Annotated in this window: 7 protein-coding genes; 4 read left to right on the top strand and 3 right to left on the bottom strand. The window is 48.0% G+C overall.

Going from position 1 to position 13,527, the window contains the following annotated elements; all coding sequences use genetic code 11:
- Positions 1-70: 70 nt before the first annotated feature.
- The 3 genes from CWB98_RS21685 to CWB98_RS21675 all read right to left on the bottom strand — a co-directional run bounded on the left by CWB98_RS21685 (position 71) and on the right by CWB98_RS21675 (position 5,985).
- The gene (locus CWB98_RS21685) at positions 71-2,254 is read right to left on the bottom strand and encodes a DUF6359 domain-containing protein (RefSeq protein ID WP_138546713.1); all 2,184 of its coding nucleotides are present in this window, start codon (positions 2,252-2,254) and stop codon (positions 71-73) included.
- Positions 2,255-2,528: 274 nt separating this feature from the next.
- The gene (locus CWB98_RS21680; protein WP_138546712.1) at positions 2,529-4,655 is read right to left on the bottom strand and encodes a bifunctional 2',3'-cyclic-nucleotide 2'-phosphodiesterase/3'-nucleotidase; all 2,127 of its coding nucleotides are present in this window, start codon (positions 4,653-4,655) and stop codon (positions 2,529-2,531) included.
- Between the two features lie 376 nt (positions 4,656-5,031).
- Positions 5,032-5,985: a LysR substrate-binding domain-containing protein gene (locus tag CWB98_RS21675; RefSeq protein ID WP_138546711.1), complete on the bottom strand. Its 954-nt coding sequence runs from the start codon at positions 5,983-5,985 to the stop codon at positions 5,032-5,034.
- A 129-nt stretch (positions 5,986-6,114) separates the two neighbouring features.
- Here CWB98_RS21675 and CWB98_RS21670 point away from each other — a divergent pair, with 129 nt between their 5' ends.
- From CWB98_RS21670 to CWB98_RS21655, 4 genes are all read left to right on the top strand, one after another.
- Positions 6,115-7,281 (top strand): efflux RND transporter periplasmic adaptor subunit, encoded by a 1,167-nt coding sequence (locus tag CWB98_RS21670; protein ID WP_138546710.1) that lies wholly within the window; start codon positions 6,115-6,117, stop codon positions 7,279-7,281.
- A gap of 9 nt (positions 7,282-7,290) precedes the next feature.
- The gene (locus tag CWB98_RS21665; protein WP_138546709.1) at positions 7,291-10,467 is read left to right on the top strand and encodes an efflux RND transporter permease subunit; all 3,177 of its coding nucleotides are present in this window, start codon (positions 7,291-7,293) and stop codon (positions 10,465-10,467) included.
- 156 nt (positions 10,468-10,623) lie between these two features.
- Positions 10,624-11,631 carry a zinc-binding dehydrogenase gene (locus tag CWB98_RS21660; RefSeq protein WP_054016789.1) on the top strand — a complete coding sequence of 336 codons (1,008 nt, stop codon included), beginning with the start codon at positions 10,624-10,626 and terminating at the stop codon, positions 11,629-11,631.
- Between the two features lie 388 nt (positions 11,632-12,019).
- Positions 12,020-13,468 (top strand): tetratricopeptide repeat protein, encoded by a 1,449-nt coding sequence (locus tag CWB98_RS21655; RefSeq protein WP_138546708.1) that lies wholly within the window; start codon positions 12,020-12,022, stop codon positions 13,466-13,468.
- Positions 13,469-13,527 lie beyond the last annotated feature (59 nt).

The raw sequence follows: 13,527 nt of genomic DNA, 5'->3' as shown, positions 1-13,527 counted from the left end.
GAGTCATTTTGCTGTCTTATTTTTACTGTTAAAGAAGTAGTGGGCAAAGGCACTGCCCACTATTTTTTATCTAATCCAACAGAGTCAGTTCGGTGACATTGCGTACACCAGGCTGGCTCATGTAGTCATTTTTAACACCTGTCACGCGTAGTTTTTTGCCCAACAGAGCAGGGTTAAGCTGAGGGCTGTATGTTGCACGCTGTGAAGACTCCAGCTTGATATACAGCTTGTTGCCAGGCGCGTTAGGATCGCTCAGTTCCAGTGCATAAATATTGTTGATGGCTGAAGTGATAGTGCCAGCCACAACGACTGGTGTCCCATTGCTTTTAGCCAGAACTTCACTAACCGTCATATCCAGATTTGGCTCCGGGTCTGGTGAAGTTGACGATGCCTTGGCAATTTCAGAGACATTACGAATTCCAGGCTGACTCATATACGAGTCACGCTTACCGGTGATCACCAAAGTCTCATCCAGTATGCTTGGGTTCAGTTGTGGGCTGAACTCGGCGCGTTGGCTTGACTCGAGCTTGATGTTGATAGTCGTGCTGTCGTCAGATAAGTCTGACAGCACCAAAGCGTAGATGCTGTTCAGCGGTGCTTTGACTTTGCCCGTTAAGCTGATGGTTTCGCCCTGTGCTGTTGCCAGTGCCTGAGCAACAGACAATGCGCTTGGAGCAATGGCCAAGTCGGTGACATAACGGATCCCGGGTTCACCCATGTAGCTGTTACGCTTGCCGGTTACCAGCAGGGTTTTACCCAGAATTTCAGGGTTCAATTGCGGGTTGAAGTCGGCGCGTTGATTAGACTCTAATTTGACGTTGATGCTGACAGCCGGATTATTTAAGTCAGTTAGTAACAGGCCATAGATGCCATTGACGGCATCCGTTACTTTGCCCTGAACCACTAACTCAGAGCCTGTTGTCGCTGCCAATGCGTCAGCAACGGATACCGCAGTACCAGGTGTCGGGTCTGGATCAGGATCAGGATCTGGGTCTACCTGGCCCAGGCCATACGGAGCATTGAAAGAGTTGTCTTTATACGTATCTGTATTCCAGGGGTTAAAGCCGTTACTTGGATTACTCCAGGGCTGACCATTATTGGGGTCAAACATTTCCTCGGAGGTCATGGGGATGGGCGTAACGCGACCCGGTGTACGACCATTGGCACCATCGAAATGGGTATAGCTTTCAGGAGTTGCTAACCAGTTGATGATATTTACTGATAACACAGAGGCGTGGCCTGGATCCGTCCAACCGGGGTAGGTTTTTTTGGTGTTCCCGTTGTCCTGACGACGATACTTAGGGGTTGCATCTTCAATCGGTGAGGAATCGCCGATGAATGCTGCTTTACCAGCCCCTGATTTAGCGATAGCAACGTAAGGACCTTCTGCCTCGCCGCCAAAATACAGGCCAGAGTCTTTGGCATATTTCCATTTGGTTGGATTGTCTGTTTCAGCAAAGTAAACCAGGCCTTTGGCTTTTTGACCATCAACAATGGCCAAAGTCGCACCAGCAGCCATGAGAATGGGTGCGACACCCTGGGTCAGACCCTCAGTCTGAGAGGCCGGCTCAACACCACTGACACCTTGTTTGTAGTCTACGCCGTTAAAGCGAAAACGAATACCAAAGTTTTCTACCAGCCAGCCTTGCTGTGCACTTTTTGGGTTACGCCAGTCTCCGTAGGCACCGCCCATATTGTACTTGCTCAAGTCAGAGCGGTTGTAACCGTTGAAAACTTCAGTCGCATCCCAGGTATTGAGGTTACGGTCCGCGTCATAGTGGTCGGCGATAAAGAAGATGCCTTTACCCGCAGCAACGAAGGTTTCCAGTGCCTGTTGCTCTGCAAGGGTAAAGGGACGGTTCGTTTCCGCGAGGACAAAAACATCGGCATGTTTGATGGCATCATAAGTAATGATGGCTTCGTTAGCCTGAGTTGAGATGTTGCGATCGTCATAAAAGCGAATTTTACCGTCATTGTTTAAATCGACGCCCCGATATTCCTCAACACGATAACCTTCGGCGACCAGGGCATCGGCGAAGTCAGAAAAGGCGCCGTCAATAACCCAGTCGGCATTACCTTCAACGCCGCCGTGTGAGACGTCGAATAATACGGTTTTGCCATTGCTTTGTTGTGCACTCGGTACTTTGACCGGTGCGGTATTGTTCCAATTATACGGTGTAGCAGCCTGCAAAGCAGTTGCTGAGAGTGCAAACGCTACACCAAGGCCTAAGACTGTGAGTTTAGATAGTTTCATCATCAATTCCCGTTGTGAATATCAACCTGACCTTCCACCTTTGCCTTGTAAGCGCGCTCACTCAGAGAACCAAGTTGCCGCGAACGTCGCTGAACAACCTTATTTAACTCACCAAGTCGCCAAGTTTCCCTGGCAAGCACACAGTCCTTTGGCCTTAAAGTCGCACATTGAGTTCAGGTGGTTGATATGAAGTTGCCGCATACTGCCTGTGATTACGGCGCGATATAAAAGCCACGCTAGTGCGTGGCTTTTAATTTTTTTATCGTTCTGACACTCAGTTTGCAGGCTGGGTCAGGTCGATTTGATAGATTGCAAAACCATTTTCTGTGGTTTGATTTAAAGGTGTGATATGGGCAAAGCGCGCACTGAATGCTGTTGCTTTGTCCGACGGTGAGCTATAAAAGACAACGTTAGCCCCCGCTACCGGTGCGAATGACCAGTTGCCATCTGCACTTGGATCCATGCCAGTTTCTGGGGTTTTGTCTGACTGCAATGAAATATAATCAGCGACTACCTGACGGTTTTCGTTTGGCGAGTCTACTGCGATTTTTTCGCCAGAGATCCCCGGGAAGTTACCACCGCCTGAAGCGCGATAGTTATTGGTTGCCACCAGAAATACTTGCTCATCGGTTACCGGCTTGCCCTGATAGGTAAGCGCTTTAATACGGTTTCCGTCAGACACCTTGTTGCCCTTAGTGTCGTATCTTGCGGGCTCTGTGACATCAATCTGATAGCTCACACCGTCAAGGACATCAAAGTTGTAAGAAGGGAAATCCGGATTGACCAGCACCTGAACCGTAGCTGTGTTAGGCGTGATCTGATTGAACTGACCCGCTGACATTTCCAACCACTGTTTGACTTCAGCACCATTGAGTTTGAGCACTTTCAGCACGTTAGGATAAATATACAAGTCGGCCACATTACGATAAGCAATGTCACCTTTGTCAACCGCCGTAAAGTCATCGGCACCACCACGACCTGCTCTGAAAGGGGCACCCGCTGAAAGGACCGGGAGGTCATCCAGCTCAGTCCCTTTTACAATGGCCTGTGTGTACCAAAGTTGTGCGTCGGTGACTATCTGGATAGACGGATCGTCGTTAACCAGTGCAAAGTAGCTGTTTACTTCGTCAGAGATTTTGGCAAACGGCTCATTAACCCAGGTTTTGGTTTCACCGTGTGCGGCCATTGCCGCGTTTTCGACCTGTGCATCGTTAACGGCTAAAGACGTGACAGTGCGATCTGGGTTGGTGATAGAAATTGGCTCCAGCGTCGACTGAGTGTCTTTTACTTGCCAGCCTTCAGCACCGTATTCTAAGGTCATGTCGATGATACCCAGGTTATTACCCCAAAAACCAGGCATGACGGCCGCGATGCCATTAATAGTGCCTTTTTCATTGTCTACGCCATGTGCTTCAAGACCTTCGTAGCGTGGACCCGGGAAGTTCGCATGGGCATGGCCAAACATGATGGCATCAATGCCGTCGACTTTGGACAGGTAGTAGCTGGCATTTTCTGCCAAGGGTTTTTTCTCTGCCGTTTCCAGTCCTGAGTGAGGAATCGCAATGATGATGTCTGCGCCTTCTTCTTTCATTTTAGGCACATAGTGTTTGGCCATATCGACAATGTCTTTGGCTATGACCTGACCTTCCAGATTGGCTTTGTCCCACTGCATAATTTGTGGCGGCACAAAACCGATGTAACCAATTTTCAGGGTTTGCACGTCGCCATTTTTATCAATGACCTGCTTGTCTTTAATGATGTAAGGGGTGAACAGTGGTACGTCGTTGCTTGGATCATCGTCACCATCATCTTTAAACACATTGGCTGAGATATACGGGAATTTGGCATCGTCTATGGCTTCGTCCAAAAATTCCAGGCCAAAGTTAAATTCATGGTTACCAATGTTGGCGACATCATAGTCCAGCGTGTTCATCGCACCATAAATCGGGTGGACATCACCGTCTTTAAGGCCTTTGATTTTGGCCATATAGTCGCCAAGCGGGCTTCCCTGTATCAGGTCACCATTATCCACTAACACTGAGTTTGTTGCAGCTTCTCGTGCCTGACGGATCAAGGTGGCGGTTTTGACCAGGCCGACCTTGTTGTCTTCTTTGTTTGAGAAGTAGTTAAAGTTCATCAGGTTCGCATGTAGATCCGTTGTTTCCATGATGCGCAACTCAAGCAAAGTGCCTTCGGCAATCTTAGGCTCTTCAGGGTCTTTGTCATCATCCTTTGGCTTATCATCGGTCGGCTGTTTGTCGTCCGTAGGTTGTTTGTCTTCATCTGCCAGCTGTTCTTTAACTATTGGTCTGATCTCAACTTTGCTATCGTTATCCGAACAACCAGTGATTAATGCGGTTGTGCCGCAAAACATTGCGAGTGTTAGTAATTTTAATTTCATAGTCCTGACTCTGTAATTGTTTCAGGGGCAGTACTATAGAAACCAAAAAAGACAAAGAGGCTAAGAATTAATGGCATCTCTGTGCCAAATATATGGCTAAAAAAAGACTTTCATTCTTCTGTTAACATGTTAAGTCACGACCGATTTTTAAGCTAAATTCATGATATATAAAATGAAATTCTGGTATTTCGAAAGTGATTCATGACTCTTTGTTAAATAACATTATTGATAAGAGTAAAGTGCGACAGGGGGGGATAATTGCACAAGATGCTTTGCACTCCAGCGCTGGAGCACAAAGCATGTGTATTTAAACAGTGTTCTGCCACTGTCATTATTGAAAAATTTGTATGAGTAGAAAAGCACCCATCTGGCGCCATTATTTTGCTTTAGGCTGATAGAGTTGCTCTATTCCGGGAATGTTCAGCTCCCAGCGCGGCTTGTGCTCGCCGATATAATGCCGTGCCGCGTCCAAAAATAATCGGGTTCTGACCGGCAGATCCCGGTGTGGGTAAACGGCATATACCGCACTGTAATCGGGCAGGTTGACATGGGTTAGCAGGGGAACCAGCTGCTCGGTATCTACTCCGTCGGCGAAGAAAAAGGCCGGTGCGGTAAAAAACGCGGTGTGCGATAGTACTTTGCTCATCAGGGCTTCGGCATCATTGGAGCGAAACACTGGCGTGATGGGCTGCTCCTGTGGTTTACCATTTTCGTCGATATAACTGATGGCTTCAAAGCGCAGATGTGAGCTGCTGTATGAGGCTGCGGGTAAGTCTGCCAGATCGGCCATGGTCTTTGGCTCGCCGTATGTATCAATAAAGCGTTGGGTTGCCAGAATCAGCATTTTATTGCGGGCAATCTTTCGGGCTACCAGGGAGGAGTCGCGGGGTTCACCAACCCGAAACGCCAGATCATAGCCTTCTGAGATCATATCCACGACCCTATCATCCATACGTATCTCAACACTGACCTGAGGAAAGCGTTTCTGGAAATCGTTGATGACCGGCATCAGGTAATGTTGACCGATATAGCTCGATGCGGTGATGCGCAATAAGCCCCTGGGCTCCTGGTGATAGTTTTCTGCCAGTTGCACTGTGTCCTGTAATAGTAAGCGCAAATCTGCGGCCTTTTTTACCATTTCAGCGCCGGCTGCGGTCAGGGAAAATGATCGGGTAGTGCGGTTGAGCAGCCGCACGCCCAGTTCTTCTTCAAGCTTGCCTATCTGTTTGGAGATCACTGAACGGTCTATATTTCTTAGTTCAGCTGCCTTAGAAAATGACCCCTGCTCAACAACTTCGAGCAACATAATCAACCGGCTGGTGGTATCCATAATCTGTCCTTTCAACACAAAGAAAAGTTTATTGGTGCCATTCTGGCACTAATGTTTTTAAAAAACTACCATTTTTCTTCACGGTAATTCTTCGTACCATCATAGCAACTCATACTGTCGGAGAATGTCATGAATAAAATTAGCTATACACTCAGTGCGGTCGCACTTGCTTTGGTGCTCAGCGGTTGTAGCCAGCCAAATGCACAGGAAGGGCAGCAACAGCCACCGCCGCTGACCATAGATGTGGCACAGGTCAAAATGGCCCCGGTGCAGTCATGGCATACCTTTACCACGCGTTTGCAAGCGCCGGAGCGGGTGGTGCTTAAGCCTCGCGTATCTGGTCAGGTGGAGCAGATGACATTCAAAGAAGGTGAAAGAATTGAAAAGGGCCAGACTTTGTTCAGACTCGACCCGCGCCCGTTTGAAGTGCAGGTTGAAACCCTAAACGCACAGCTGGTCAGTGCCGAGGCTGCACTGATGCAGGCCAAAAGCGAAGCGCGCCGTGCCAAACAACTGGTGGCTGAAAAAGCCATGTCAACCGAGCTTGCAGAGCAGCGTGCGGCGACATTGCGCCAGGCACAGGCTAATCGCGATGCAATCGCCGCACAGCTGAAAAAAGCGCGTCTGGATCTGGAATTCAGTCAGGTTGAAGCGCCCATCAGTGGCGTGATTTCGCGTGCTATCGTAACCAAAGGTAATTATGTGAGCGCCGGTGAAACCACGCTGGCAACCATAGTTTCAGATCAGCAGATCTACGCTTACTTTGATGTCGACGAGCGCACCTGGAATGACAAGTTTGCCGGTGTGAATGCCACCGATGCGGTAACCGTGCAATTACAGCGTATCAACGGTGGCGCATCGGTGCCAGGCGTGGTTGATTTTATTGATAACGAAATTAACCCTAATACGGGCACTTTAGGCGTACGCGCAGTGTTTGATGCGCAGCAACACAGCCTGAAACCAGGTGCCTTTGCGCGCATCTCTTTGGGCTCGGCTGATGCTGCAACCATGCCTTTGGTGCCTGAGCGTGCCATTGGAACGGATCTGAAAAACCGCTTTGTGCTCACGGTAGATGCCAATAACACGCTGCAATATCGCCTGGTTGAGCTGGGTGAGCGCTACGGTGCATTCCGTGCGATTAAATCGGGTCTGGAAGCGGGTGATAAAGTCGCAGCCAATGGTCCTGCACGCGTTGGTCCGGGCATGCCTATCACCCCAAACATGGTGACGCTGAACCTGAATGATACCCGTCTTGTGATTGCACAGCGCGACACTCAGCTTAGCGCTGCAAACTAAGAGGCCATTATGAACTTTTCTCACTTTTTTATCAGCAGGCCGATTTTTGCGGCCATGCTCTCGCTGGTGTTTGTGATCACCGGCGCTATTTCGCTGTTTCAGTTGCCGGTCAGCGAATACCCGGAAGTTGTCCCACCAACCGTGGTGGTTAACGCCAGCTATCCGGGTGCCAACCCCAAAGTGATTGGTCAGACCGTTGCAACGCCGCTTGAGCAGGAGCTCAATGGCCTGGAAAACATGCTGTACCACTCATCGCAAGCAACCAGCGATGGCCGTCTTACCCTGACTGTGACCTTTGCTTTAGGCACAGATTTGGATCAGGCACAGGTTCAGGTGCAAAACCGGGTGAACAATGCCTTGCCACGCCTTCCTCAGGAAGTACAACGCCTGGGTGTGACAGCGCAAAAATCGTCACCTAACCTGGCACTTGTGGTGCATTTAGTGTCTCCGGATGGTCAGCAGGACACCTCTTATATGGCCAACTATGCCGACATCTATATCAAAGATGAGCTGAAGCGTTTGCCGGAAGTGGGCGATCTGCAACTGTTTGGTGGTGCTAAATACTCTATGCGTGTGTGGCTAAATCCCGATGCACTGGCAGCGCGTAACCTCACTGCGGGTGATGTGATCAATGCGTTACGTGCGCAAAACCAGCAGGTAGCCGCGGGCTCTTTGGGCGCTCAGCCTTCTCCGGATGAGAACCAGTTTCAGGTATTATTGAATGTAAAAGGGCGCTTAACTCAGATTGATGAATTTGAGCAGGTGATCATCAAAGTGGGTGAGCAAGGTCAGATCACGCGCTTGCAGGACATTGCACGTGTTGAACTGGGCCAGGAAAACTATGCGCTGCGCGCCATGCTGGACAACCAGCCAGCGCTGGCGATGCCGGTATTCCAGCGTCCGGGCTCTAATGCCATTGCTTTGTCTGACAACGTACGTGCGACAATGGCGCGTCTGGCGAAAGACTTCCCGGCAGGCATGACCTACGAAATTGCTTATGACCCCACCGTATTCGTACGTGGCTCAATTGACGCCGTTATCCAGACGTTACTGGAAGCCATTTTGCTGGTTGTTGTGGTTGTGGTGGTGTTCCTGCAAACCTGGCGCGCGTCTATCATTCCTTTAATTGCCGTACCGGTGTCACTGATTGGTACTTTTGCCATCATGCAGATGCTGGGCGTGTCGATTAATACACTGTCTTTGTTTGGTCTGGTCCTGGCCATCGGGATTGTGGTAGATGACGCCATTGTGGTGGTCGAAAACGTAGAACGTAATATTGCCGACGGTTATAGCCCGTTTGAGGCAACTAAAATTGCCATGACTGAAGTAACCGGGCCGATTATTGCCATCGCCTTTGTATTGTGTGCGGTGTTTATTCCAACGGCCTTTATTACCGGACTGTCGGGCCAGTTTTACAAGCAATTTGCCCTGACTATCACCATTTCAACTTTGATCTCGGCCTTTAACTCACTGACTTTATCGCCTGCGCTTTCGGCCTTGCTGTTAAAGTCGCATGATGCGCCGAAAGACGGCCTGACCCGCGTGCTCGACAAACTGTTTGGCACCTGGTTGTTCAAACCCTTCAACCGCATGTTCGACAAAGGTGCGCAGGGTTACGAGAAGCTGGTACAAAAACTGATCCGCATGAGTGTGGTTGTGGGTGTGGTGTACTTAGCGCTGGTGGGTTCAACCGTAGGTTTGTTCAACTCAGTGCCAGGTGGCTTTATTCCTCAGCAGGATAAGCAATACCTGGTAGCGGTGGCACAACTACCGGATGCGGCCAGTCTGGACAGAACCGAAGCCGTGGTCAAACAAATGCAGGCAATTGCACTGGAAGTACCTGGTGTAGCGCACACCGTGGCATTCCCGGGCTTGTCGGTGAATGGGTTTACCAACAGCACCAACAGCGGCATTGTGTTTACGCCACTGGCTGATTTCTCGGAGCGTCAGGATCCCAGCCTATCTGCCCATGCGATTGCGATGCAGCTGAACATGCGCTTTGCTGAAATTGATGAAGCCTTTGTTGCGGTGTTCCCACCGCCGCCAATTCTTGGTCTGGGTACCACAGGTGGCTTTAAATTACAGCTTCAGGACAGGGGTAATAAAGGGTTCGAAGCTTTGTTTGCAGCACTGCAGAATACCATTGGTCAGGCGCAACAACATCCGGCACTGACGGGTCTGTACTCCAGCTTCCGTATTCAGGTGCCACAAATGGACATTAACGTTGACCGTGAGCAGGCATTATTACAGGGCATTCCGCTGGATGAAGTGTTCAATGCACTACAAATTTACCTGGGCTCTGTATATGTGAATGACTTTAACCTGTTTGGCCGTACTTATCAGGTCAAAGCGCAGGCTGATGCTGAGTTTCGTGCCAAACAATCGCAGATCAATAACCTGAAAGTGCGTAACGCCGCCGGCAACATGGTGCCGCTGGGCTCTGTGGTTACGGTGACACCCACCACAGGTCCGGATCGGGTGATGCACTATAACGGGTATATGACCGCAGAACTGAACGGCAGCCCGGCGCCGGGGTACAGCTCAGATCAAGCCAAAGAAGCGATTGAATCTGTGCTGGCCGAGAGTTTACCGGAAGGGATCAGCTATGAATGGACTGAGGTAACCTATCAGCAAATTCTGGCGGGCAATACGATGGTATATGTGTTCCCTCTGGTGGTGGTACTGGTCTTCATGGTGCTGGCGGCCCAATACGAGAGCCTGCGTTTACCACTGGCCATTATATTGATAGTACCAATGACGATATTCTCTGCGCTGGCGGGTGTGTATATGCTGGGCGGCGACAATAATATCTTCACCCAGATTGCGCTGATTGTACTGGTGGCGCTGGCCTCGAAGAACGCGATTCTGATGGTCGAGTTTGCCCGCGATAAGCATAAATCCGGTGCCACGCACCTGGAAGCCATCATGGAAGCGTGTCGTTTACGACTGCGTCCTATCCTGATGACCTCGATTGCGTTCACAGCCGGTGTGGTCCCTCTGGTACTGGCATCAGGCGCTGGTGCAGAGATGCGCCAGGCAATGGGTAATGCGGTGTTCTTTGGTATGATTGGGGTAACGGTATTCGGCTTGCTGTTCACGCCCGTGTTCTATCGCCTGCTCACCTTAAACGACAGCGCAAAGGAAGGTTTGCAAGACAGCACAAACGCGCCTGTGATTGAAAAATAGCCGTTAACAGGATTTAAACACCTGTCACAATATTGAGTTGTTTGACAGAGACCAAGATGGTTTAATAGCAACAATTGCGAAGTTTTGCCCATAATCGGAAAGTTAAAGTTATGGGCAATCCGGCCTCAAAAGGGTCGAAAAGTGGAGAAAACCACCATGTCAGTCGAAAAAACCACCATGCGAGCACTGGAGCTGCGTCAATGTGGCGCTGAGTTTGACTTAGCGATGGCAGAGCACGCTATGCCAGTGCCGGGAGATAACGAGTTACTGGTTGCCATTGATTATGTGGCCCTGAATCACCTGGACGCACGGATGGCGAAAGACGGATTTTGCCAGTGGCAATACCCGCACATTTTGGGACTGGATGCCGTCGGCACAGTGGTCTCAGCTGCTAAAGGGGTATTTCCCCCCAAAGGCAGCCGGGTATTGTTTAATGCCAGTCTGGCAGAGCAGGGAATGCTGAAAGAATACGCGGTTGTACCCAGCCACGCGGTGTCGGAAGTACCCGATGGCATGAGTGGCGAAGTGGCGGTGTCATTGCCCAATGCGGGCATGGCGGCACTGCTGGCTTTGGATAAAATGCAGGTGCAGGACGGCGACTCGCTGGCCATCAACAGCGCACAAGGCGCTGTGGCCCACTTTGCCGTGCAATACGCCAAACAGCGCGGTGCTCAGGTGTTTGCTTTTGCACAAAAAGAACACCACAAAAGGCTGAGCAAGCTCGGAGCAGACTGGGTGTTCGATTGCGAATCGGAGTCGGTGTGTGAACAAATCAAGCGAGAAATGGGGCCGGGCGGCTTTGACTGTATTTTAAATACACAAGGCGGCGACTCCTTTTTAGATGACCTGCGCCACTTGCGGTTTTGTGGCCGCATTGCCTGCCTCAATGGCTTTGGCACCATTCCCGAAGAGCTGCTGTTTGAGAAAGCGCCCAACATTGGCGTGGTCTCAGTCGCCGGTGCCTGGATGGCCAACAGCCTGTGCGCTCAGCAGCATTTGTGTTTTATGGGTCGCCAGTTACTTGATGATGTCAGCAACGGCCGTATCAAAGCACCCGAGGTTAAACTGCTCGACTTTAGCGTCGACACCGTGCGCGATGCACTAAGCTGCTTGCTTGGGAAAACCTGCCAGCAACGCCCGGTGATCCGCATCACGCACGATTAGACCTATAAACGATATTTATGAGTTACAAAGCCCGGCTAGGTTAGTCGGGCTTTTTTGTTTGTTGTCCGAGCATGTTTTTACGCTGCATTATGCAAGGGGAAGTAAGCCATGCTGTGTTGAAATCGCAACACCTTGCCAAATAGGAAAAAAGTGGGTCTAATAATACGCATAAATAACGTTGTTCAGGCAGGGAATGAGTCAGGTTGTAACGGTTTAAGTCACAAACGGTTCAGAACAGAAGTTACTCATCAAAAGCAAATCCCCATAGCATAGACCACACCAGCCGGATACGGCATGCAGGTAGCGGCCCAGTTCAACAAACGATTATGCGTACTGCGTACGCATGAATACTAAAGCGTTATATTTTTAAAAAGATATGAGTAACAAATTGACTATAAAAAGCATTTTTTTAGAGAAACTTAATCGATTTTTAAATCCTAATTTCGATACTAAGTTTATATGGTCTTTGTTGACATCAGGAATTGCACTTGTAGGTTACCAGAGAATCATACAGTTAGGCTCAAACTTAGAGGTTATCAAAGAAGATTTGTATATAAAGCTTTCGCTCAGTTCGGGTGTAGATAGCATATTTATATTTATTGGTGCTTTTATGATCGTTTCTTCAGTTGTTTTATTTACATTAATGCAACTGAACAACATAAAAAAATCTCCCACAACGAAACTTTTGGAAAAGCTTCTGAGTGACAATACCAATGTGGTTTTAGATGAAGTTAAAATTCAAATTCTAAAACAGGTTATTGAAGATGTTATGAATGACAAAACATCTACTGAAGTGGTCAAGTCTATTGAAGACGGTGACATTCATAAAGCTATAAGATTATTAAAACATGATGCAGACGTGAGTCAAAATGTAGTGGTGGAAAAGTGGCGTAAGATTGGTGCGTTAGCTTTTTTTACTGATACAAATGAATCGATTAATGCATTTAAAAAAGTTATCAGTCTGGATGAAAATGATCTAGAAGCACGCTTGGTATATAGTGATCTTCTAATTCGAATAGGTAAATACCAAGAAGTAATAGATTTATTAAGTGTCAAAAATACGAAAGTAGAACCTCAAATTAAAGCGATGATGCAGAGAACTTTAGGTGTTGCATATAAATACCTTGGTGAGCTAGGTGTCGCTGAAAAAATGTACAGGGATGGTTTGATTATTGCTAAATCTATTAATAGTACGGAAGTTGAGGCTGAAATCCTCAGTGACCTTGGTCTAATTTTTAAAATAAAAGGTGATTATTCCGAAGCTAAAAGAAATTACAAAAATTCTATATTGCTTATGAATGAATCAAATAAAAACATATCTGTTGTCTATGGTAATCTAGCGGTTGTTTATAAATATGAACATAATTTTTCAGAAGCAGAAAAGTACTATGAAAAAGCACTCGAAATAGATGAGAAAAATAGTAATAAGTATGGTTGCGCTAGACATAATGGTAATCTAGGAAATCTGTATAGAGAGCAAAAGAAATTTGAAATAGCTGAAGAGCACTACAAAGAATCTTTAAGTTTATATAGAGAGTTAGGTGCAAAAAAAGATGTTGCCATATGCTCCATTAATATTGGAGTGCTTCACCTAATTAAAGGTGAGTTGAGTGATGCTTTAGATTGTTTTAATTCGGCATTATCAATAAATGAAGAGATTAATCATAAAGAAGGTGTGGGATTCGCTAAATACAATATAGGCGCAGTAAATCTTGAGCTTGGGAATGTTAGTACGGCTCTTCAAAATTTAGAATCAAGTTTATCTATATATGAAGAGTTAGGGGCAGAAAATACTGTTTCAGAGTTAAAATCTGCCATACGCAAAATAAAAATATAACAAGTAAATCCAGGTGACACCTGCGGCACACCTGATTTAGGCGTTGGTATGACTCCCAC

It is taken from the genome of Pseudoalteromonas rubra, assembly GCF_005887115.1.
In the GTDB taxonomy this organism is placed as follows: domain Bacteria; phylum Pseudomonadota; class Gammaproteobacteria; order Enterobacterales; family Alteromonadaceae; genus Pseudoalteromonas; species Pseudoalteromonas rubra_F.
This window is presented reverse-complemented; position numbering and strand designations above follow the sequence as displayed.